Consider the following 24,455-nt stretch of genomic DNA (forward strand, 5'->3'; position numbering starts at 1 on the left):
AACAAATTTAATGAATTATACATAAGGGGTCTAGAATGAAAAGAACGAAATGCAATAAAACATTTAGTAGGCAGACCTTCAATAAAGCTTTGGGGATAACGGTGCTTGCTTTTTTAATGTTGGTGAGTATCGCAGGCGCTTCGCCGTTTGCATACATCACAAATGGAGAGAGTAACAACATTTCAGTAATTGATACAACCACAAACAAAGTTACAGCTACAATACCTGTAGGACTCAATCCTATAGGAGCTGCAATTAATCCGAACGGAACAAAAGTATACGTGACAAATTCTCACAGCAACAGCATATCTGTAATTGACACGGCAACAAATACTATTATAGCCACGGTGCCTGTAGGAAGTTCTCCTCGGGGGGTTGCAGTCAGCCCGAATGGAAAAAAGGTATACGTGACAAACCTGGCCAGTAATACTATTTCTCTAATTGATACCAGCTCAAATACTGTTGAAAGTACAATGAAAATGGGAAAAGATCCAACTGGAGTAGTGGTAAGTCCGGATGGGAAAAAGGTATATGTAACAAATTACGGGGACAAAACCGTCTCTATAATCGACACTGCCACAAAAGCTGTTATAACCGCGGTATCCGTAGAAAAAGGCCCTAAGGAAATTGCAGTCACACCAGATGGAACTAAGGTGTACGTAGCAAACTCCGATGGTGGGAGCATCTCTGTAATTGACACGGCAACAAACAGTGTTACAAACACAGTAAAGGTAGGAGGAGCCCCTTTTGGAGTTGCGGTCAACCCGGCGGGAACAAAAGCATATGTGACTAATAATGATAAATATTTCAGCACTGTCTCTATAATTGACATTTCTACAGACAAAGTTACAGCCACGATACCTGTGGGACCCAATCCTGCGGGAGTTGCAGTCACACCGGACGGAACAAAAGTATATGTGGCAATCAACCCCTATAACGCTGTCTCTGTAATTGACACCGCGACCAACACTGTCACAGCCACGATGCTTGTAGGAAAAAGTCCTTATGCTTCAGGCCGGTTCATAGGTTCCATTCCGGTACAACCAGTTTATCCTTTAGCGAAATTCAGCAGCAATATCACATCAGATTATGTTTTCCTTTCCGTACCTGTGCAGTTTACAGATCTATCTGAGAATGCAACCAAATGGAACTGGGATTTTGGAGACGGGTCCGGTTCAACAAAACAAAATCCCATACATACCTATTCTGCAGCAGGAGTCTATACTGTTAGCCTGACAGTAAGCAATTCAAACGGCACAGATTCAAAGCTTGCTACGGTAAGTGTTGTACCAAAAGGTTCTCCTGCGCCTTCATATGCATTTATTACAAACCTCAACAGCAACACTGTTTCTGTAATTAATACCGGAAACAACACCGTTACAGCCACCGTGCCGGTAGGAAAAAGTCCTTATGGAGTTGCAGTCAGCCCGGATGGAACAAAAGTATATGTGACAAATGCCAACTATGGCTACCGTGGTACTGTCTCTGTAATTGACACAGCCACAAACAAGATTACAGCCACTGTGGATCTAGGACCTAAGTATAGTCCTTGTGGAATTGCAGTCACACCGGATGGAAGAAAACTATATTTGGCAAATCGTGATATCAATGGCGTCTCTGTGATTGACACGTCTACAAACACTGTTACAGCCACGTTGCCTGTAGGAATTAACCCATTAGGGGTTTTAATCACACCGGATGGGACAAAGGTATATGTGACAAATCGTTATAGCAACAATGTTTCTGTAATTGACACAGCAACCAACACTGTTACAGAGACTGTGAAAGTTGGACTTGGTCCTTGTGGAATTACAGTCAACCAGGAAGGAACGAAACTATATGTGACTAATTGCGAAAGTAACACTATTTCTGTAATTGACACGAGTTCAAACACTGTTACAGCCACAGTCCCTGTGGAAAAATGGCCTATGGGAGTTACAATCATCCCGGATGGAACAAAAGTATATGTGGCAAATGAACGCAGCAACAATGTTTCCGTAATTGACACCGCAACAAAAACCGTTATAGGCACCGTTAAAGTCGGAAGGAGTCCTTACGGAATTGCAGTCACACCGGATGGAACAAAGGTATATGTAGCGAACTGCGGCAATGACAATAATCTCGGAAAAACTGTCTCTATAATTGATACAACTACAGACAAGGTTACAGCTACGGTAAAAACAGGTTTCAGTCCTATTGCTTTTGGTCAGTTTATGAGTCCTCTCCCGGCACAACCAGTACTTCCCGCTGCAAACTTCAGCAGCAATATCACATCCGGTTATGCTCCTCTTTCTATCCAGCTTACGGATTTCTCAAAGAATGTAAATGAGCGAAACTGGAACTTTGGAGACGGATCCAATTCAACACAGCAGGATCCAGCACATACTTACTCCCGAGCAGGAAATTACAATGTAACGCTTACAGTAAACAATACAAACGGTACCGATTCGAAATTTGTCACAATAACTGTTCTGGCACAGCCAATATTTTCTGCATCTCTAACTTCAGGAAAAACACCACTCAGTGTTAGTTTTACTGACCAGAGCACAGGATCGCCAACATCGTGGAACTGGACTTTTGGAGATGGAACTTATTCAACGAAAGAAAATCCTGTACACATATATAGGAAACCAGGAAAGTACTCTGTTACGTTGATATTAAACGAAACTGGGAACAAGAGTACAGTAACAAAATCAGGTTATATTACTGTTTCAAACGGTTTTGAAGCCCCTGTTACTGCTTTTTCTGCATCTCCAGTTTCAGGAAAAGCGCCTCTTACCGTTAGTTTTACTGACCAGAGCACAGGATCGCCAACCTCAAGGAAATGGACTTTTGGAGACGGTACACATTCAATCGGAGAGAACCCTGTACACACATACAATAAGCCAGGACGATATAATGTTACATTAACAGCAAGTAATGCAGATGGCAGTAATAAGTTAACAAAATCCAGCTATATTATTGTCTCAAACGTTTTAGATAGTCCTGTCACCAGCTTTTCTGCATATCCCACTTCAGGAAAAGCACCGCTTACTGTTAATTTTACAGGCCAGGGCAAAGGATCTCCAACTGAATGGAAATGGTTTTTCGGAGATGGAAATAATTCAACAGAGAAAAATCCTGTATACACATTCAATAAATCAGGACTTTATTCTGTTAGATTAACAGCAAGTAATGAAAAAGGCAGTAATACGTTGACTAAAACCGGCTACGTAGCTGTCTCAAGCGTTTCAGATACTCCTGTGTCCAAATTCTCTGCATCCCCAACTTCAGGAAAAGGGCCTTTGAAAGTTCAGTTTACTGACCAGAGTACAGGGTCACCAACCTCATGGAAATGGTATTTTGGAGATGGAAGCAATTCTACAGAAAGAAATCCTGTACATACATACAATGATTCAGGACTGTACTCTGTTTCATTGACAGCAATTAATGAGAACGGAAGTAATGCGTTAACTAAAACCGGTTACATTGCTGTCTCAAGCGTTTTAAGTACACCTGTTACCAGCTTTTCTGTATCTCAGACTTCAGAGAAAACGCCTCTTATTGTTCGATTTACTGACCAGAGCACTGGATCGCCAACTGAATGGAAATGGACTTTCGGAGACGGAAATGATTCAACAGAAAAGAATCCCGTACACACATACAGTAAATCAGGAAATTATAATGTTTCTTTGACAACGACTAATGAGGGAGGCAGTAACAAGGTGCAAAAATCAGGTTATATAAATGTAATTGCTGAGAGCGGTACTGTAACGTCAAATCCGAGATACACTGTCCCTGTTACTGCCTTTTCAGCAACTCCAACTTCAGGAAGCATGCCTCTTACTGTTAGTTTTACTGACCAGAGCACAGGATCGCCAACTGAATGGAAATGGACTTTCGGAGACGGAAGTAATTCAACAGAAAAGAATCCTGTACATATATACAATAAGTCAGGACGATATAATGTTACATTAACAGCAAGTAACGCAAATGGTAGTAATGCGTTGACAAAATCAAGCTGCATTCTTGTCTCAAATGTTTTAGATGCTCCTGTTTCCAAATTTTCTGCATCCCCTACTGCAGGAAGCATGCCTCTTACTGTTAGCTTTACTGACCAGAGCACAGGATCACCAGTTGCATGGAAGTGGAGCTTCGGAGATGGAAATTATTCTACAGATAAAAATCCTGTACACATATACAATAAGTCAGGAAGATACACTGTTTCATTGACAGCAAGTAATGTAAACGGCAGCAACACGTTGACAAAATCCAGCTATATTGTTGTTTCAAATGTTTTAGATGGTCCTGCTACTAACTTCTCTTCATCTACTACTTCAGGAAAAGCACCGCTTACGGTTAGTTTTACTGACCAGAGTACAGGATCTCCAATTGAATGGAAATGGACTTTCGGAGATGGAGGTAATTCAACAGAAAAGAATCCTGTACATACATACAATAAATCAGGACTGTATTCTGTTACATTGACGGCAAGTAATGAAAACGGCAGTAATGTGTTGACTAAAACCGGTTATATTGCCGTCTCAGGCGTTTCAAATACTCCTGTTGTCAATTTTTCCGCATCTCCTGCTTCAGGAAAAGCACCGCTTACGGTTAGTTTTACTGACCAGAGTACAGGATCGCCAACCTCATGGAAATGGACTTTCGGAGATGGAGGTAATTCAACAGAAAAGAATCCTGTATATACATACAATAAATCAGGACTGTATTCTGTTACATTGACGGCAAGTAATGAAAACGGCAGTAATGTATTGACTAAAACCGGTTATATTGCCGTCTCAAACTCCCTTGTAGCTGCTTTTTCTGCGTCTCCAACTTCAGGAGGCATGCCTCTTACGGTCAGTTTTACTGACCAGAGTACTGGATCACCAGATGCATGGAAATGGGCTTTTGGAGATGGAAATACTTCAACGGAAAAGAATCCCGTACACACATACAGTAAAACAGGACAATACGCAGTTAGTTTAACGGTAAACAATTCCGGTAACGTTAGTACTGAAACCAGGTCCAGATATATTGTAGTAAGTAAGTAAATGTCTAGATAGAAAAAATGGTTTTGCAGAAACTAAGGACTATAAATTAGGTATTTGGGAAAAAGGAACTACAGGCTTTATCTAAACTAAAAGATAAAAGGGAGCTATACCTTAAAGGACATACCAGTCAGTATATTGGGTTATAACTTTTCTCAATAGAATCCTTTTCCCGATATATTTCCAATGCCTTTTCAAATGTCAAATTCTTGTTTGATTTAAGGCAGAAAAATCCTTCTCTTCCATTAATTATCGAACTTTTCAGGAGTTCTATTGCTTCTTGCTCACTAATTGCTTCTTACTCACTAAGCTCTTCGAGCTTAGTCTTAAAAGAATAGTCAATCTCAATCAACTCATTGTTTATTCTGAATTTTTTGGGAAGCTTTTTGTTTTTGACAATTATCTCTTGTATCTCTTTTGCTTCCTGTAACTTCTTCAGAACAGTTCTTGCCTTTGCTTCCAGCTGTTTTTTCTTGTAATGCTTCTGAGAAACAGAAATACTTAATGCTATTTGGCTTGAGGATTTTTATTCCGTAAATACCTTTTTCAGAATCTATCAGTTCTGCTTTATCTTTTTCAAATTTCTCAATGATTTTATCGGCACTTGAACTCAGTTTCATGGAAGTAAGATACGTCATCTCATCTTCCTGTATTAGCTTAATTGTCAACTGTATTAGCGCCTGTATCAAAAACAATAAGAGATCCTCTTTTAAGTTTACTTTTTACCTAGTGTCTAGAATACTTAGTTATTAGTCATTAGAATTATGAAAATGACTGCAGATGTGTATTTTCTAATTATTAATGCCCAACAATTAAATTGTCATGAAACTAGTTATAAGTCTCAGGAAAATGTTGCAGATCAAGAACATTTCCTTTGTTGACTGTAATTCCAATGGGTATGTTAATTGGTTTTTAAGTTCACTGACTCCGATAGTTATCTGCAACTTATCAGGTCTATGATCTCTACTATATCCATATTTACCAAGTTTGGATTTAGTGCCGTAAAGAGTTATACTTGTCCAGTCAAGGTTTATATTTGTCTCTTCAAAATCATAAACGGAAAATAGATTACCTAAAATATCAGAAAGAATCTCCTCTTTGTTACGTCCTAAGAGCTCAAATGTTCTGTAAAGAACTTTCTCATGAAAACTCTCGAGATTCAAAATCTCGAGAATTTCTTCCTGATTTAGCCATTTACCAGTTTCTTTAACACTAAAATTCTCGGTGAGCTTGTAGCTCACCAAGCCAATTAATAAGCTATTGAGATCTAAACCTCGGCTTTTATGCTTACTAAAAACAGCAGAAAAATTAAGTTTTTCGTAAAAGTATTGAACAGCAAGCATCGATCCGATAGGAACACATATATTCTTGTTAGGAACAGTAGGAATGCTCTTATTTTTGTTTTTAGATTCATCAAACCAATGACGAAAATAAGAGTACTTACTTTTATATAAATGTCAAATTAAGGATGAAAACTAGAGAGCAGCTCCTAGTCCAAAGGCAGACTTTCCAAGACCTCTATCTCCTACTATGGTTATATCGTAGCTTTCATTATATCGTTTTACTCTATTGACAATCACTTTAAAAAAATCGTAGTTTTGATTAAGCCTCATATCAGTCTTGTAGATAGGTCTCCAAGGCCTGGTGAAATGTACTATCCCAGATCTGCTGAAAATTAGCGATTAGTTGGGAATCAAAACTAGGTTTAATTCGTCTTCCGTTTGCGTTTTCCATTTATGAATATATAAAAAACTACGGATAAGTAAGTTATTACCGTAAGTGGCTATTAGAAAGAAGAGTAATAGGAAATAGGACTTACGCACTTGAAGTTCAAAATCAAGGTCAATAGACATCACTAATAACTCGATGCTTTAGACGGTTGAAGGTTTGACGCTGTTGATTATTCAATTCAACTGCGTAAGTCCTATTTCATTAAATTAATTTTATTTTCTGAACACAAATTTACCTTCTTCCTCAGTAAATAAAAGTGAGTTGAACCATAATCCGTAATAATTGCTAAACTCGTCAATTATACTTCTTCCAATCTCCAAATAATCTTCAGTTAATCTCCATGAATCCCATTCTCGCTCAATATATATCTCATCTGTTTCACACTTAGCAGAGTAGCTAGAAGGGTTATAGCCCGTGGGAATCACAGATCCAGCTGCATTCTTAACTTTAAGTATTATCTTTACTTTTCCCACAAAGTTTAGTTTTGAGTAAACTGCTTCAGAAAATTGAATTGTTTGTAACAAATTTATAGCTAAACCGCGAGTCCAGAGTAATTTATTTCCATCTTGAGATTCTCCAAAATCCTCCATGCAGTGGATTAGTCCGTTTCTGTGAACTTCTACATTATGATGATTATATCCGCTTATCCATCTAATTCCGTATCTAGAAGGTCTACCAATACCTTCCAAATAAATATCTTCTTTTTTTGGTTCAAACCTCATTTTGTTCCGATCGAAATCTAATTCTTTTAAGTTTGAGTTATCTATTATTTGTTTATCAACTTTTAAAGGAGTAATAATTATATGAGTATCCATTAGAAAAGCATTGTCTGTAAGTATTAGGAGGCGGTTAGAAAAAATGGTATCTTCAACGTACTTAGTAAGTTTGCCAACTCCAAAAAATCTTTTTTGATAAAGAGCTTCAATCTCATGTGCATCCATTTCTGTCGCTTCAAAATTATACCTTTTATAAAATTTTTTTGCTCTATTATTGTAATAAGGTTGATTTTGACCTTCTGGAATGTGGATTATTAAAACTATTTTTCCAGGTTTCTCTGGTACATTAATTGATTTAATCTTAACTCCAATTCTAGGTATGATGTTACTTATTATAATTTGCTCTAATCTATCTGTATCAATGTCATCAATACCGTCTATGGCTGCAGGATATCCTCCTTTTCCACTTTCTTGGACGCCATAAATTAAAAAGCCTCCTGAAGAATTTGAAAAAGCAGTTACTTCTTTCAATAAATTATTTTCATGCTCCTTTATTTCCGAATATTCTTTTTTGTAATCTAAGATTTCTGATTCTTCTATTTTTTGAGACTTTAATTTACAAATATCTTCGTAATTCACTTCGGATAACATTTTATTAAAAAACATGCATAGTAAGAGCAATAATTAGGTGATAAAGTTTACTAATGTAACTATAATTACTCAAATTACTTAATAACTCAGTAAGACAAATATGAAATCGTATTAACTTATTAATTAAATCGCCATCTGTAAAAAATGACCTATTGATATTGTTTTTTGATCTGCTATGTGTTCCTAAAACTTTTTTAATCATAATAATATATTAAAGAATTTCCAAAATGTAATATAGATCGATTAATAATGTATCAAAAGTTCCAAAGTAAAAACGGTGGTTGAGCTTGTGGAGATTTTTATAAATGGCACTTCATCCGACTGATTATTTTAGGAAGGAAAGGGTTTTTGTTGATCGCGAAACTTGCATTGATAATTTTAAAAAAATCATTCAAAATCCCAATAATCAAGATTATAATGCTCTATTTTACTATGGTATAGCAGGCATTGGTAAAAGCAAGTTGCAACATGAGTTGCAAAATATATTGAACACGGAATATCCTGAAATGCTTTGGGTATCTATGGATTTGGAAAACGATACTCACAGAAATGTGAGTACTTTTTTAATAGCACTCAGGAACGAAATTCAGAAAAAACGCAATGTAAAATTTTATAAGTTTAACTTGGCTCATGCCATATTTTCGAAAAAAAGTAGGCCTGACATTCCGTTAAATAAAGAGACATATCCAATGCTTAAAGAAGATGAATTTTTTTACAATATACTAAATGCTCTTAATGAAAACGCATTTGGACCTTTTATATCAGTACCTGTAAAACGGATAGTTGATGCTATAAATCACGCTCCTGAAAAAGTCAGAAAATATTTTGGAGAGTTGCCTATAGATATTAATAAACTTGAATCTATGGAGGCTCATGAAATCGAAAAGAAATTGCCTGGTATTTTTGCTGCAGATTTTACAGGTAGTTTAGGCACTAATTCAAGAGCTTGTATTTTTATTGATACTTATGAAGCTATTTGGAAAGACTGGAGGGGAATAGGTAGCTTCAGTGAAAAAGATAAATGGATACGAAAATGCCTAATTCCCAATATGCCAGGCGTCTCATGGGTGATATGTGGGAGAGAACAGATAAAATCACTATGGGTAGAAGACGAGCAAGAATGGAAAATGTGCATGAAAGAGTATCCTATAGAGGATCTATCAGAAAAATATAGTGAACAATTCTTAAAAGAATATATAGAAGAGGAAGATATTCGAAATGTAATAGTTAAAGCAAGTGAAGGAGTTCCATATTACCTTAATCTATCTGTTGACATCTATGAGCAAGTCAGTAGAATCAAAAAACCAGAAATCAAGGACTTCCCAAACACGAAAAAAGAAGTTTTTGAAAAGTTTGTGAAATACCTTGATAATAATGAAAAAAGAACTCTTTATATCCTCTCAGCACCGAACTCATGGGATCGAAGTCTTTTCGAAATATTAATAAAAAAATTCAATCCAATTTATTCAGTTTATGAATTCCCAGACTTAATTAAATATTCATTTATAAAAAAAATGACGGATGAGAAATTTTCACTCCATCAACTAATGAGGAAAAATCTTCAAGAATATCAAGATCCGACATATAGAAAAGAAGTTCATCTATTTTTGCATAATTACTATAGTAACAAAATCAAAGACATCGATGTTAAATCGATCACCCAAGAACATGAAATTGCATTAATCGAAGCTTATTACCATACAAAAGAAGTACTGGAATTCGACGATTTAGGTGGATGGATTGTTGAATATACCGAACCATTTGATAAAGCTGGATACTGGAAAACAATTCATCCGATGTTTAACGATCTTGTTGAGGTTTTTAAGGAAAGGCTCGGGTCAGAACATCCTTATGTTGGAATTCTTACGAAAAAATTAGCTTATTTAAGTGAAGATAGAGGGAGATACAACGAAGCAATATCGTATTACCAACAAGTTCTTGAAATATATGAAAAAAATTTAGGCAAAAAATATAGAGGGGTTGACCTTGTAATTGATGACCTTGCAATTGCAATGGCATCTAACGATTTAGCAAATTCTTATACGGGTATTGGTGAGTATGAAAAAGCACTTACACTGCAACAAAAGGCACTTTACATACTTCAGAATGAAATTGACAAAGAGCATCTTTATTTTACACTTGTACAACAAAATATAGCAATGACTTATCAATTCTTAGGTCAGTATAACAAAGCAATGGAGCTATGCCAAGAAGCTCTAACTGTTCGAGAAGCTCTTTTGGGGGAAGAAGATCTCGAAGTTGCTAAAACGGCAGAAAATCTGGCAGTAATTCATCAGCAACTAGGTAATTATAAAGAAGCTTTTGCCCTTGTTCAAAGAGCACTTAATATAAGAGAAAAAAAGCTTGGTCCTAAACATCCCGTAGTTGCAACAAATCTGTCTAGTTTGGGAGTATTGTGTACTATGATGGACAACCTTGAAGAAGCCTTGAAATACAATCACAGGGCTGCTGAAATTGCAGAAGAAAGATTTGAGGGAAACCATATAAATATTGCACAAACGTTATCCAACTTAGGAGCTACTTATCAATATATACTTAGATATGATGATGCATTAGAGGCATATCAACGAGCTTTACAAATAACTGAATACAGTTTGGGATCAGATAACCCAATTCTTGTAAATACATTAAATAACATAGCAGAGACATATCGCAAAATGGAAAATTATGATAAAGCACTAGAATTTTATCAAAGAGCCTTAAATATAGCTAGAAATCGTCTTGGAAAGGAACACCCTCATGTTGCATTAATTCTGAACAATATTGGAAGGCTCTACATTGATATAGGAGAATTTGACAAAGCACATCCAATTTGCCAACAAGCGCTCGATATTCGTGGGAAAACTTTAGGAACGGATCACGTTGATTTCGCAATAACACTACAAAATCTAGGAATTATTTATGGATGTGTTGGAAGGCGTGATTACGCTTTACCCTTATCTGAACGCTCGCTACATATATTTGAACAAAAATTAGGTTCTGATCATATACGTACCAAGGAGGCTAAACTGTTAGTTGATACTCTAAAGGAATCTGTATAAAAGATTCCTACCAAATTTATTTTTAAACTTTTCTTAATTTGGTCAGGATTCAAGTCTTAAAGGGTATGACGACTTAGGTATTATTTAAGCCAAAATAAGCTAATATTGCCATCTTGACTACATCAAGAGATATATCTAAAGTTTTGTCAGCAGCGCTTGACATCACTTTCTCGGATAAGTTAGAAATCCATTTTTTAACATTTGAGCCAATGTTTTTTGAATTTCCATCTTGTTTATCTTTTTTTATTAATATTTCTAAATCATCTATTTCGTTTGAAGGAACTCCAATTTTCTTAAGATATTCTAATAGGCTTGTTAAATTATTTTCTTGAACATATTGTTGTACTACTTGGCAATTGTCAAAATTATTAATAGAAAAATGTCCCCCGTAAATATTATTGTTGAAAATTTGTGCAATTTCTCTTTCTGGTATTTTCGGTGTATCAATGGAGGACCCTTTAATCTCAGGATACTTTTCTTGAAGTTCTAATAGAAAATCTAATAAACGATTCCTTATATTGTCTAAAATCTGTTCAAAAAATCCGATAGGAATATCTTTCCATGCGTCTACACATATATCATTTTGACAAAGATTATAAAGTTTTATCAGGTCAGCCGGCCAGCGACGCTTAAGATTTAGCTCTCCAGCTTTTACTATACTTTCTATAGATTTTACACCATCGTATATGTTATTCTCCTGAAGACCATTTCTTATTGTTTCATCTGGTATGCACATAACAGATATTGGGATATTTTCAATTTTATAATTATAACTAATAAAATTTCCCCTGTTAAAAGCAGAAAATTTTCTATATTCGGGTAACTCTTCTTTACTTTGATACCCATTTAATTCGTGATCTACCCACGTTTTAATTTCTATGTTATTTAATTCTGAAGCAAGTACTTTTGCTTTTCTTAAAATTGATGAGAGCTCCGTATTTGGCTCAAGAATGTCACTTTGTAAACTTTCTATAATCGCCATAGAATCTATTTAATTTGATCATGTCATTATATTTTAATAATTCTGTATATGTGTGAGCTGATCCTAAAACTCTAAATTTCCTTCCTTAATCTCGAATTTGGAACAATCACTCACTCCTCCAACAACGAACCCAGTTATGAACTTCTTATTGATGTGGAAATAAAATTGGTTTTGGAATGAACTCTATTATTGCCCTTCAATTACTCACCCCGAGCCTCTATACTCAATTAAAAACAGTTACCTTACCTCTTTTACCCCGAAAAGTCACTGGCTCCCCTACACCCCGACTGCCTCAGCCTCTTCAGCCCCACTCTCACACTTAAAACCTCTAAAAAAGCCAATCCACAACTCCCTCAACTATCAAAAATAGTATCCCCTTTCAATCTATCTTTTTTCAGTCAAACACTCGAATCAGGTTAGTGCATGAGCTCATCCCAAAACCAATTTTATTCTCACATCAAGATCCTAAATTAGAGATTAAAAGGGCTAATTTCAAGTTTTGGGATCGGCTCCATAAGAGCCGGATCTTTAACATAACCTTTGAAGCATACAAGGTTATTACAGATAATATTCTAAAGCCTCTTCGAAAATTTATTTTAGAATAGATAACCAAAGATGCGCTTGATGCATTCTGCCGCAAGCAACAGGTATGTCAGCGCCAAACCCGTCTTGATTTCTTACAACTTTCCAAAAGCCCCTGCAGTCATAAAAAATAGCTACCTTATTTCTTTGTCAGAGGCAGGCAGAAGCTTTAAGTGAGCAGTAGCAGTAAAACTAAACCTAATGCTCACAGTGGGGTTTTTGAAGCAAAGCTAATATCTCATGCTGAATTCAGCACATCTATTTTTCAAATTACTGCTTAAAAATACGGATTAATGCTGCTAAAAAGTTCTTTTTAACGAGGTCTTTTTTGAGGCTCTCAAATTAGAATCTTGACTTAAAAATCTATTGTCAATTAGATCAGAGGTTTTTAGAGCTAATTTGAGAGTTATTGTACTAATAACAGATATAGAAAAGTATAAGCCAAAGTTGACTATATATCTATTAAATAGTGTGGTATTGTGAATACCATACTCAACTTAAAACAGCTCATTATGAGCTGGTGATGTAAAGATTATTGACCGCGCATACTAATCTTTTTCATGACAGCCACATTCGATCCTTCCATAACTGGTATATTCATGTTTGGGCTATTAGCAGGTATATGTCCATGTAATAGTGTACTGTGCCTAGGGTTGATAGGTTACCTTACAAGTGGAAAGACAAACTTATCGCCTATTAATATTCTCAAGTTAGTCATCTCATTTTCAATAGGCACTGTGTTAGTACTGTTACCACTCGGGTTTATTGCCGGATACATTGGGAAATATGTATTGTTTTTAAACAGTGCAATTGCCTGGACAATTGGCGGAATATTAATGATTGGAATGGGATTACAACTATTGCATGTTTACAAACCACCAATAAGAAGCATATTTAATTTTTTCAGATTACCTAATTCTTACACAATAACGGGAGCATTTTTACTTGGGCTTTCATTCGGAGCAATTACAGTAGGTAGAGGTGCTCCAATGTTAATAGTTGTATTAACGTATATCGCATTATATCAAACTCCAATTCAAGGATTGCTTACTATATTGATATACGCAACAGGCCTAAGTATCCCCCTCATTATAATCAGTTCTATCGGCGGTTCATTTGGCAAAAAGATAAAAGATACTACAAAAATAAGTGGCAATCTAGCTGATAAAGTAATAGGAGTATCAATAATAGTAATTGGTATATATTTCCTATATTTAGCCCTGCAATAAAAAAGCTCATTAAAAAATATCTGTTTTCGATGTTAGTTCCTGCATAGCCTGTGTAGTACGCAAAATGATTCGATAAAGTTCATCAGACCAATATATTTTATCATCGATTATGATATTCCAATCCCAATTTCCAACATGAGCCATTCTCTGAGCTTCAGCAAGGCTTTCTTTGTTTTCTTTCAACGAGGTGTAAATAGCCTCAAGTTCTTCTGTACACTCTCTGACCTTTCCTTTTAAGTCCTAAATCATTTTTTCCTGAATTCCCACTCTCCATACAGGCATGTCAAGCTTCCCAATAATCCGAAACCTAGAATAGAGTTATTTTTGTTTGATTCATTTCCACCTGAGCTACTACCGTAATCAGATTCAGAATTGTTATTATTTGAATTATTGAGTCCGATAGCGTTTATTTCTGTAGAGACTGATGGATGAGATGCCTGGTGAAATCGCAATATAATATGGAGTTAATTGGGAATCGATGCACAAGTTCTCCCGTTATTTTATCCTATGGAAAAAATATGATGGTCAAAGATTTTTTTGATCTGATTGCCGGAATTAACTTTCCATATCTGTGAATCCAATTCCCATTTGGACTATTCTTCAGTTAATCCCTTTCTTATTCATGTATAAAAGGATTAAAGTGATTAAAAGTATTGTAATGTAACCTCCCGTCCCAATCGCAGTCCGATTAATTTCTATATTCAACAAGGTTGCAATTATTATTACAATAAGCCATAGGAAAAAACCCAGTAGATTACTTTTAAGACCTATTATGTCTTCAATTCTCTTTTTTTCGTCAATTACTTTTCTTGAGACTATATAATGCCCCAGTATTATGAAGAAAACGATAAGACCAGTATTGAACCCAAACAACTATTTGATTAGAAAAATGTAATACATCGCTCGCCCTAATAGACAAAGTGAACATAATAAAACTAAATACAATGCCTAACAGAAGTCCCCAAATCTCTTCTCAGGTTTGAGTTTTTGTATTTTCATAAATACATCACTTTTTAAATTTAATTATATAATCATCAAATTAACCAGGGCTTACTCACTTATGATGCCAGATCAAGTACAGGAAACATCATAATTGAAATTTAAGTTTTAGAAAGTTATGAGTTTTCTACTGTTGTTTTTGTAGTTTAAACCGTAAGTCCTATTAACTTAGATTTGAAGTACGAGAGAACATAATTCAAAAATGTAAAAGGACGAAATTTATACAAGTTCGTCCTTGTGCTGCATCATTCATGATGTATGTTTATGGGTTTGAGATCTTCTCTTTTAATTATTGTTTTTCTGAATATTCTTTAACAGCTACTGATAATATTACAAGTATCAACGTAAGAGATAATAAATTTGAACTATAGTTATCTTCAAACCATGAAAGGTACACATTATATAACGCCATAACTATGGCTATTAGTGATAACACATGCCATACCATATTAACTAACTTTTTTCCCATTGTAATCCCTTAAAACTTAATTGGGTCAAACGGAATGAAGCGGCTACCTGCATTGCTTTGCGTCTTTATTCAATTGTAGAAATATTGGATTTTAAGGCCGTCTCTAAGACAATTTGCTGTAACGATTTACGATATAAGTGATCAGGATTATGATTAAGTATATGATGAGAGATTCAATAAAAGTTCCAACAACTACGCCCATAATAGTTGATAAATCAGCAGGTACAATCACGAAGAACGAATTAAAAATTAAAAAAAGGCGAAGCAAGCGATAAATAATATTCCATAACTTGATTTTTTCATTATAAATTCTTTTTACCTAATCCTTTATAAGTTTTCTATGTAAATTTTCAAACTATTCGTTTTTAGAATTCATTCAAAGCGGTAATTATCCTTGGTCTTGTTTGTTTGATAATCTGGCGAAAGATTATAAATATATGTAATTTGCTCATTCATATTCAATGACTTTAATAAAAGATAAAATGATACAATATAAAATCCTTTAACCGTAATATACTGGTAAGTAAGTGCATAACTTATGATATTCTTAATCTACTCATAGCCCCAAAACTGTGAGAGTGCCAGAAGATTGGTACGTTCTTATCTCCGCCATTTGGGAGAATATAGGGTTGGAATTCATCCGACTCTGGATATCACAAAACATACCAGTCAGTATCATCCACAGAGAAGTCTTCCTTTAAGCCTACTTCCCTTCTGGGAAGCCCGAATGCGTCGGTAATTGCGTCGGAAAGGTCCTGAAGGTACTCTTTAGATGAGAGGCTGTTGTAGATGAAGGGTTTATCGGGCTGAGTCATCTTCTGGATTGTAGATTCCCTCGGGACAACATCCACTTTAATGTCAACCATTTCCAGAGCTTTTTCCATTGCAGTCCTGAAGTCCCCGATGCAGTAGGCTATCCTGTGTCTGTAGTTTTCCCTTGTTTTTTCAAGATAAGCGGCAATCCTCTCGCTTTCGATTTTTATGAAGTCCCTTTTGATCTTTGTCACGTTGCACTTGCCCATCATAAAAGTATAGTTCATAAAGGGATATTGAGTATCAAGTTCCCTTGGAGCGATCCCGCAGGTTCCGAAGGTTACTATATGCACATCCTCGGGTTTTAAAATCCCAAAGATTATCCTGTCAAACTTTTTATGGGACGGGCTTTCATGGTAAGGCTTTCTCTTGGCGCAGGGAACAAAAATACATACTTCCCTGAAAGGAGCTTCATACTCGGTGAGAACCCAGTCATTGGCTCTTATCATGTCAGGATGATAAATTATTCTCTCGGTATCAAGAGGTTCTCTGGAACGTTCGTCTTCAGGGATAATTGGCTTCATAAGACCTCAGAGCTTATTGAGCCTGGAAATTATATATATAATTTCCTGAGCAGAATCTCTCTGGGCTTGTTATGTTTTTTTGAAAACAACCGGAAAAGATATAACTGAATATTTAGCACATACTACCGGACGAAAGTGATATGATTTAAGAGAGATAAATAAGTTTATAAATATATTCATCAATATTGATAGCTAAAAACACATAAAGGTAATTAACCTAATAATAATTAACGAAACTGAGGAGTATGCTTTTGAAAGCAAGTCTGGAGACCGGAACAAGGTTTTCTATTTTGTAAGCATCTCAGTCTACCCTTAAGTAATTCCTGAACATGCTGCCGGTATCCTCAAAGAACTAAAAAATTCTAAAAACAACAGGGCGAACTGTCCTTAAATAGTGGTTTTATGGCGAATTCTATTCATGAAATGATCAGAGCAAGCTTCAGATGCGAGGACATGGTAAAATGTGTGCTCGGCTTGAAATCCCTTGATATCGATGCATACAAGGCTCTGCTTATGCATGGACCCCTGACGGCAGAAAGACTGGGAGAGATTCTTAACAGGGAAAGGAGCACTGCGTACCGTTCTCTGCAGAACCTTATAGCCTGCGGAATTGTTTACAGGGAAACAAGATCCATCGACAGCGGAGGATACTATTATGAATATGTAGCCATCGAGCCTCAGGAAATGAAGCAGATGGTTAAGAAGAACGTTGACGAATGGTACAATCAGATGAACGAACTGATTGAAAAACTTGATGATAAAGTAAGTGTCCTCGTCATGCGGATGGACGATGAGGAAGCTGAACACAAATAACTAGAGTAAAAATTAAAGTAAAAAGTTACATAAGTAACAGGAATAAGAAAAAGGCAGACCGAATAAAGATTCGGCCAGATTTACTGTTTTAATCCGTCTACAAAGTCTCCCATTCTTTCTATTGCTTTTCTGATGTCATCCAGAGATGCTGCATAAGCACAACGAAGGAAACCTTCACCTGCTTCTCCGAATACGTCTCCGGGGATTGTAACGATTTTCTTTTCATTCAGCAGGCGTTCTGCAAAGTCAGAAGAGGAAAGACCTGTACACCCAATATAAGGGAAAGCATAGAAAGCGCCTTTAGGGTTACAGCATTCAAGTCCTATTCTGTTAAAGCCTTTTACAATAAAGTGCCTGCGCCGGTCGTATTCACGAACCATTCGTTCCATTTCCCCTTTACCGTTGCGGAGAGCCTCGATTGCTCCTACCTGAGCAGTTGTAGGAGCACAGAGCATGGAATACTGGTGGATCATCATCATTGAATGAATGATATCCGGAGCTCCCATGGCAAAACCAAGTCTTAACCCTGTCATAGCATAGGCTTTGGAAAAACCGTTCAGCATTACAGTCCGATCCTTCATGCCTTCGAGGGAAGAGAATGGAACGTGAGTGCCTTCATAAGTCAGGCATTCATAAACTTCGTCCGAAATTACAAATAAATCATTCTCGACAACGAGGTCCGCAATATCCTCCATTCCTTCCTGCTGCATAATTGCACCTGTAGGGTTGTTAGGGAAATTGAGGACAATTGCCTTTGTCTTGCTGGTGATTGCAGGTTTAAGAGCTTCTGCAGTAAGGCTGAAATCATCATTCCTGTGCGTGGAAACAATAACAGGCTTGCCTCCTGCCAGAATTACTGAAGGAACGTATGCCACATATGATGGCTGAACCACAATTACTTCGTCTCCGGGATTTACCACTGCCCTGATTGCTATATCAAGAGCTTCGCTTACTCCTGTAGTAATCAGGATTTCGGATGCAGGGTCATAGTCCAGACCGTAGCGCCTATAATAGGTTCTTGTAAGTTCGTCTCTGAGTTCCGGAAGCCCGTAGTTTGAGGTATATGATGTCTGCCCTTTTTCAAGAGAATGGATACACATCTCACGGATGTGCCAGGGAGTAATGAAATCAGGCTCTCCCACACCAAGGGAGATTATATCCTCAAGTCCGGAAACCAGATCAAAAAAACGGCGTATTCCCGATGGAGGGATACTCTTTACAGCTTCCGCAATGAATTTTGAAGGATCGCATGGAGGTCTCAAGCAAACACCCCTATAAAAAATTATGTGAGTTGGATAGAATATAAAACGGGATAAGAGGGATAAAGTTAAGCAGTCCCGAATTAAAACGAGACAGGAAGTCTCTGAATTGTCTCCGGTTCGTGAAGGATTACCCCGTCTTCTTTATAGGTCTTCAGCACGAAATGCGTGGACGTACTCTGGACCTGGTCAAGAGTGGCGATTTTTTCTGCCACAAAAAAGGCCACATCCTTCATTGACTTCCCCCGGACTGTAAGGGAGATGTCGTAGTCCCCGGACAGAAGCCTGACAGACCTGACTTCCGGGAACTTATAGATCCTTTCTGCAATTGCCTGATAGCCCTGGTTACGCTCGAGAGTGACCTTCAACTCAATTACGGCGTAAACATAATTTTCCCCAACCAGGTCCCAATCAACTATGGTTTTGTAGTGCCGGATAACTCCTGTTTCTTCAAGCTTTGCGATCGTCTGGGAAACTTCCTGTGCAGACGTTCCTATTAGGGTTGCGATTTCTTCCGGACTTGCTCGGGCATCATTTTCAAGAATTTCCAGTATATGTCGAATCATTTCGTCCATTTTGACCACCGGCACAAAGTTTAGGGAAAATTGGCACAGAACCCCGGGTTGGGGTCAGGGCTCTCTTCAATTATTCAATTAATACAGCGTTTATAACTCCATCCTGCCCGGGTCTGCTTGTAACTCTGGCAGTGCCCACGGGAGTCCTTATAACGGAACCTTTTGTCAGAATATTACGCCTGACATAGTGTTTGTTGGCAGTATTGTCAATTACGGTCTCAATTGGTGCGGTAACTGTCTTTCCGTCCTTAGGGTTGGTTACGTTTGCAACATTGGACTGGAGAAGCCTTACTTTCCTGTTGCCGCCCATTGTGTGAACATTCTTTCTTTTTACGTCGCTGATACGGGTATCCGCAGATTCGCGGCCCATTTCAAACTTGCGCTTTCCGCGGGCAGCAATAACCTTCCCGCCGGTAGCTTTTCTTCTGGAGCTGCCTTGCCATCTCATTATTAAAACCTCATTATTTTATTGAAATTTAAGTCAAGATTTGTATTCAGTATTTATAGTCAGTATAATTTTTAGCGCTACTCAAGCCGATTTTTAACGGGACCTTGAATGGTTCAGATAGTAAATATCCTGTAATCCTGGTGATCCTGATCTGGTGATCGTTATCAGGGTATAAGCATACCTGTCAGTAGCCTAATTGCTCTGCTAATATATTAATGTATTAACAGGAGTACTTTAATTAGCATATTTGCTATGGACTTAGCAATACGAATAGAATTGTATATGAACTTTGCGATCATGCCGCCAGAAAAATCCTGACTTCCGACCAGACCCTTAACACAGGTAACTGTAGCTGAAAAAGTAGTGCCTGAAGCCTATAAAGTTATTATGTAAAAAAGAAACAAGGAATCGCCATAGAAAAATATATATGCAGAATTAAATAAAAAAGTAAGAGGAAAAAGCTTCAGGTGCAGGCTAAAAGGGAAATTATACAAATACTACATCGAAAGCCCTTCAGCCTCCGGACAATTATTCAGATAGAGGAGGACAAATAATGGTCACTGAAATTTCACTTAATACTATATGCGGACATACAACAAAAGTTATAGCTACAAAAGAAGGCAAAAACACCCATGTGCATATCAAAACCACCTGTGAAAAACTCAGGAAATGGGGTACGCATTTTGATATGGGCATGAAAGATCTTATGGGCGGCCCGGATACCGTGCTTGCCCAGAAAATGGCTGAAGCTCCTCTTACTCCCACCTGTCTTGTCCCGGCTACAGTAATGAATGCCTGCTGGCTCGAAAACGGCATGATCTCTAAAAACCTTGCCAGGGAAATGGGAAAAATGGAGATTATTTTTGACAAACTTGAGTGAGGATTCTTGTCAAATCCTCCTTAATTTACTTCCTGTCCAGGCAAGAAGCTGTCTAAAGCAGGAAACTGAGAACGGCATAACTGGCTTAAAAATTAAGAGTACTGCGAAAAACTTCCTTTCAGAATCAGAACTCGAGAATATTTATATCGAATCTGGTTGTGTATAATTTAGTCAAAACTCAACAAATATACATATAATAAAATAATATACAATTGTTTTTTCAAATTGGTTTTTCTATAAATTCATACCCTGAGTGATAAAATGGACATAAAAGAAATTAACAGCTACGGACAGGAAATGATCGAGTGTCTTAAACTCACAACTTCTCCAGTTGCGGTTAAACTGGTCCCGAAGGGAGAAAAAGTTCCGGAAGGAATTAAAAAGGCGGATGAGGGAATGAGACACTGCCAGTTCATCGACCGGGTGAGAAAAACCGGAGAGGAGCTATACACTCTGGGAGAAGACCAGATGTGCAAAGGCGGAGCAGGTGTCATGGGCCTTGGAGCACTCCCTCCGAAAGTCGCAAGCGGAGAGTTTTATTATAAAGGCTTAAAGCAGTTCAGCACCCAGGAGGCTGCAAAGCTCACTATAGAAATGGTGCCGACACTGGCTCCGGACTCTACGGAGGCTGTCCTGTATGCCTCCCTTGAAAAGGTTACGTTCATGCCGGATCTTGTACTGATAATCTGCAACCCGAAGCAGATAATGCTACTCACCCAGGCTTACATGTATAAAACCGGAGGCAGGCTTGAAGTCAGTTTCGCAGGCAAACAGAGCCTCTGTTCCGATGGTGTGGTGCAGGCTAAAGAAGGTGAAATAGGAGTTACAGTAGGCTGCAGCGGTAGCAGGGCTTATACAGAAATTACAGACGACGAAATGACAATGGGCATCCCGATCGACTTCCTTCCCGACATCGCAGCCGGACTTAAGGAAATCTGCCCTAACTGAGTATAAAACCTGCTTCATTTAAATATAAATTCCTCCATGCTTAAGCCCTATACAGGGTGAGCTATTGATCAAATATAACATAGTAGACACAGCCTATTTGTTATATTTGAGAACTATTTTTCTACTTCACTTTAGTAATTGCCCGTCAGTGACTTTTTATTAACAGAGCCAATAACACTCCCGAGGTGCAATTCGGGAAGGACAGCGGACTGTTGCGATGTAATCGCAACTACAAGAAAAATCATCGATTTTTCTGTCCCGAGGCACATTCGGGCGTGAAAAAGGATAAACTATTTAAATATGAGTGCCGAAAGCTTGTGCTTTAGCCAACCAATCCCCTTGTAAAACGTCTCCTTTTGCTGCTACACTGGTAGCTATTAAGATACCTCTGTCTTTCCATTTCATATAATCTGCCGTATACTTGTAAGTATCTATGGCACCACTAAAAAATCGTTCTTCATCGCACTCTCCGCACATAATCAAAGCAGATTCCTTTATATTAAGCGATTTTTTACAGTTATCCACACAATAGGCACAAAATCTGTCAATCACAGCCTTCAACTGTGCAGAAATCCCAAAAAAATACAAAGGAGAAACCAGTACAAGCATATCTGCGCTTTCGAGCAGTGGTTCAATCTCTGCCATATCATCACACTGAATGCAGGCTCCATCCTTTGTCCAGCACATGATACAGGCCTTACATCCACTAATATTGAGTTTTGCCACTTCGATTTTGTTTACTGTATGCCCTTTTTCCTGTGCTCCTTTCATAAAGGCATCTGCCAGCATATCGCTATTCCCGTTCTTTCGTGGACTACCAGTAAGTATCAGTATTTTTTTATTCATTACATAGCATCTCCAGAAAACTACTTTTATCTTTTTCAGTAATTTTATTTTTCGCTCTGCACGGATTGCCAACAGCTACTACATTAACCGGAACATCTTTTGTCACTACACTCCCGGAACCGATGACTGTGCCATCGCCAATGGAAAAACCCGGATTCACAATAGAGCTACACCAAACCAAACATTGTTGCCTATGAAAATAGGAGTGGCATGTTCCAGCCGAGTATTCCGTACATCGGAACGCATGGGATGTCCTGCATATGATTGCAGTAGAAAGCAGCCATTCCATATAGTCGTCATATATGTTTTTGGTTTTCAAGAGTGCTGGGAAGCCAGTCAACTACCCCTCTCTGCCCGCTGATGCGGTCGAGGAGGGAGTCTCCTGCTTATGAGGATGAATTATATACTAACAAGGAAAAGAGAAAGAAAATGACCTCTTACATAGCAGACTCGGCAGTTTTTATTATGGGAAACTGCAACGTGGACAGCTCGCTGCTTATTACAGTCCCTTCGGTTGCGGACGAGTTAAAAAGCAGTGACTCCATACTCCGTTTTGACCTTGCAAAAGAGGGAGGACTCAGGGTAGAATGGCCGGAACCTGAAATGGTAAAAGAGGTTCGGAAAAAAGCTGAACAGACCCGGGACTCAGAAGAGCTATCAAAAACAGATCTGGAAGTTCTTGCAAAAGCACTTGAACACAGGGAAACGGCGGTACTGCTTACAGATGATTATGCAGTCCAGAACGTTGCCGTGCAGCTCGGGATTCAGGTTAAACCGATTGCCCAGAAAAAGATAAAGGATGTTCTTATCTGGCAAAAACAGTGTATTGGCTGTAGAAAAACCTTTGAGAAAGGGGACGAATGCCCTATTTGCGGTTCACCCCTGAAAAAAAAGAGAAAAAAAAGACTTAAAGGCAAAGGTTATCAGGAAAACTGAAGAAAAAGATATAACGCTTGATAGTGTAATAATGTCTTTAACTGAGAAAAGATATACTTGAATTATAATTTTTCAGGCAGTAATTCCAGGCAGTATTCCAAAGAATAACTGCAAAATCGGCCGGAAATACCGCCAGATAAAAAATTTCAGGTGGGAATGGAGGCATGAAGAATATAGAAGATCTCATTCAGAAAGCTGTGGAACTGCAGAACAACGGACTTGGAACCGGCCAGATTGCCGATGAACTTAATGTTTCAAGAGAAACAGTTACATGGCTTTTAACCCGTTCGAAAAAAGAAATCGCAGCCCCCGCTCCAAAAGACATATCCGTAAACTGGAGCAGCATAGGAAAGAGCGCTACACGGCTTCACTACATCTCACTTGCACTCTGTGACATGGTGCTTGAGACCCTGGAAAAGACAAACACTGAAGTGGATGTAGTAGTTGGCGTTGCAGCTAGCGGCATTCCCCTGGCAAGCATGATGGCAAACGAGCTGGGAGCAGATTTTGCCCTTTACCATTCCCGTAAAGGACATGACATGGTCCAGCCCGGCCAGAAAGGTACCATTAGCAGAAACTTCGGAAGCGTCGCAGGTAAGAACTGCGTAATTGTTGATGATGTAATTACCACAGGTTCAACCACAATGGAAGTAATCGAGCAGTTGCGCGAAATGGACGCAAAGCCCAGAGTAGTTGTGGTTCTTGTGGACAAAAAAGGCGCGGATACAATTGCCAATGTTCCTATCCAGTCTCTGGTAAGGATAGTGCGCGTGGACTGAAAATATCGAAAGATAAAACAGAAGTAAATCTCTTTTATATGGAAGGCCTTTCACAAGAGAGGTTTTCCAAAACCTATACTTATACCTGTTTACATTTCTTAGTTTTTTCTTTTTTATTTATTTTATCTTCTTCAGGCATTTCTGAACCAGTACTTTAAAAAATTATTCTTTTCAGAATCGAGA

The 24,455-nt window shown here is 37.8% G+C and carries 16 protein-coding genes and 2 pseudogenes; 8 read left to right on the forward strand and 10 right to left on the reverse strand.

What is annotated here, in order from left to right; translation table 11 throughout:
* The first annotated feature begins 35 nt into the window (after positions 1-35).
* Positions 36-5,033 (forward strand): PKD domain-containing protein, encoded by a 4,998-nt coding sequence (locus MSHOH_RS17620; protein WP_048141638.1) that lies wholly within the window; start codon positions 36-38, stop codon positions 5,031-5,033.
* A 133-nt stretch (positions 5,034-5,166) separates the two neighbouring features.
* Here MSHOH_RS17620 and MSHOH_RS26095 read toward each other — a convergent pair.
* Positions 5,167-6,447 (reverse strand): annotated as a pseudogene (locus MSHOH_RS26095) (IS1634 family transposase); the annotation flags it as partial.
* Positions 6,448-6,973: 526 nt separating this feature from the next.
* Positions 6,974-8,143: an AlbA family DNA-binding domain-containing protein gene (locus MSHOH_RS17630; protein ID WP_048141640.1), complete on the reverse strand. Its 1,170-nt coding sequence runs from the start codon at positions 8,141-8,143 to the stop codon at positions 6,974-6,976.
* A gap of 290 nt (positions 8,144-8,433) precedes the next feature.
* On the opposite strand from MSHOH_RS17630, the gene MSHOH_RS17635 reads away from it, so the two are divergent.
* On the forward strand, positions 8,434-11,190 hold the full coding sequence (locus MSHOH_RS17635; RefSeq protein ID WP_048141642.1) for a tetratricopeptide repeat protein: 2,757 nt from the start codon (positions 8,434-8,436) through the stop codon (positions 11,188-11,190).
* A 73-nt stretch (positions 11,191-11,263) separates the two neighbouring features.
* Here the strand turns inward: MSHOH_RS17635 and MSHOH_RS17640 are convergent, their stop codons facing one another.
* Entirely contained in the window at positions 11,264-12,172 is a 909-nt protein-coding gene (locus MSHOH_RS17640) for an AbiTii domain-containing protein (protein WP_048141644.1), read from the reverse strand.
* Between the two features lie 1,142 nt (positions 12,173-13,314).
* On the opposite strand from MSHOH_RS17640, the gene MSHOH_RS17650 reads away from it, so the two are divergent.
* Positions 13,315-13,983 carry a cytochrome c biogenesis CcdA family protein gene (locus MSHOH_RS17650; RefSeq protein WP_048141647.1) on the forward strand — a complete coding sequence of 223 codons (669 nt, stop codon included), beginning with the start codon at positions 13,315-13,317 and terminating at the stop codon, positions 13,981-13,983.
* 245 nt (positions 13,984-14,228) lie between these two features.
* Here the strand turns inward: MSHOH_RS17650 and MSHOH_RS25395 are convergent.
* Both MSHOH_RS25395 and MSHOH_RS17660 read right to left on the reverse strand, forming a co-directional pair.
* Positions 14,229-14,402, reverse strand: a pseudogene (locus tag MSHOH_RS25395) (YncE family protein); the annotation flags it as partial.
* 1,702 nt (positions 14,403-16,104) lie between these two features.
* The gene (locus MSHOH_RS17660; RefSeq protein WP_048141651.1) at positions 16,105-16,788 is read right to left on the reverse strand and encodes a DUF5591 domain-containing protein; all 684 of its coding nucleotides are present in this window, start codon (positions 16,786-16,788) and stop codon (positions 16,105-16,107) included.
* Between the two features lie 402 nt (positions 16,789-17,190).
* Between MSHOH_RS17660 and MSHOH_RS17665 the strand changes: the two genes are divergently transcribed.
* Positions 17,191-17,601, forward strand: coding sequence for a helix-turn-helix domain-containing protein (locus MSHOH_RS17665; RefSeq protein ID WP_048141653.1), 411 nt, complete (start codon positions 17,191-17,193; stop codon positions 17,599-17,601).
* Positions 17,602-17,681: 80 nt separating this feature from the next.
* Here the strand turns inward: MSHOH_RS17665 and MSHOH_RS17670 are convergent, their stop codons facing one another.
* The 3 genes from MSHOH_RS17670 to MSHOH_RS17680 form a co-directional block, all read right to left on the reverse strand.
* On the reverse strand, positions 17,682-18,863 hold the full coding sequence (locus MSHOH_RS17670; protein ID WP_048141655.1) for an aminotransferase class I/II-fold pyridoxal phosphate-dependent enzyme: 1,182 nt from the start codon (positions 18,861-18,863) through the stop codon (positions 17,682-17,684).
* A gap of 80 nt (positions 18,864-18,943) precedes the next feature.
* Positions 18,944-19,435 (reverse strand): Lrp/AsnC family transcriptional regulator, encoded by a 492-nt coding sequence (locus MSHOH_RS17675; RefSeq protein ID WP_048141657.1) that lies wholly within the window; start codon positions 19,433-19,435, stop codon positions 18,944-18,946.
* 70 nt (positions 19,436-19,505) lie between these two features.
* Entirely contained in the window at positions 19,506-19,883 is a 378-nt protein-coding gene (locus tag MSHOH_RS17680) for a 30S ribosomal protein S8e (protein WP_048141659.1), read from the reverse strand.
* Between the two features lie 553 nt (positions 19,884-20,436).
* Between MSHOH_RS17680 and MSHOH_RS17685 the strand changes: the two genes are divergently transcribed.
* Entirely contained in the window at positions 20,437-20,763 is a 327-nt protein-coding gene (locus tag MSHOH_RS17685; RefSeq protein ID WP_048141660.1) for a DUF6951 family protein, read from the forward strand.
* A gap of 261 nt (positions 20,764-21,024) precedes the next feature.
* Positions 21,025-21,711, forward strand: coding sequence for a DUF169 domain-containing protein (locus MSHOH_RS17690; RefSeq protein ID WP_048141662.1), 687 nt, complete (start codon positions 21,025-21,027; stop codon positions 21,709-21,711).
* 294 nt (positions 21,712-22,005) lie between these two features.
* On the opposite strand, the gene MSHOH_RS17695 is transcribed toward MSHOH_RS17690, so the two are convergent.
* Together MSHOH_RS17695 and MSHOH_RS25765 are read right to left on the reverse strand one after the other, a co-directional pair.
* Positions 22,006-22,557, reverse strand: coding sequence for a flavodoxin family protein (locus MSHOH_RS17695; RefSeq protein WP_048141664.1), 552 nt, complete (start codon positions 22,555-22,557; stop codon positions 22,006-22,008).
* Positions 22,550-22,897 carry an LbetaH domain-containing protein gene (locus MSHOH_RS25765; RefSeq protein ID WP_269850455.1) on the reverse strand — a complete coding sequence of 116 codons (348 nt, stop codon included), beginning with the start codon at positions 22,895-22,897 and terminating at the stop codon, positions 22,550-22,552. Before MSHOH_RS25765 ends, MSHOH_RS17695 begins: the two co-directional genes overlap by 8 nt.
* Positions 22,898-22,986: 89 nt before the next feature.
* On the opposite strand from MSHOH_RS25765, the gene MSHOH_RS17705 reads away from it, so the two are divergent.
* Together MSHOH_RS17705 and MSHOH_RS17710 are read left to right on the forward strand one after the other, a co-directional pair.
* The gene (locus MSHOH_RS17705; RefSeq protein WP_048143610.1) at positions 22,987-23,493 is read left to right on the forward strand and encodes an NOB1 family endonuclease; all 507 of its coding nucleotides are present in this window, start codon (positions 22,987-22,989) and stop codon (positions 23,491-23,493) included.
* 164 nt (positions 23,494-23,657) lie between these two features.
* Positions 23,658-24,272 (forward strand): orotate phosphoribosyltransferase-like protein, encoded by a 615-nt coding sequence (locus tag MSHOH_RS17710; protein ID WP_048141666.1) that lies wholly within the window; start codon positions 23,658-23,660, stop codon positions 24,270-24,272.
* Positions 24,273-24,455 lie beyond the last annotated feature (183 nt).

Source organism: Methanosarcina horonobensis HB-1 = JCM 15518, from assembly GCF_000970285.1.
GTDB lineage: Archaea > Halobacteriota > Methanosarcinia > Methanosarcinales > Methanosarcinaceae > Methanosarcina > Methanosarcina horonobensis.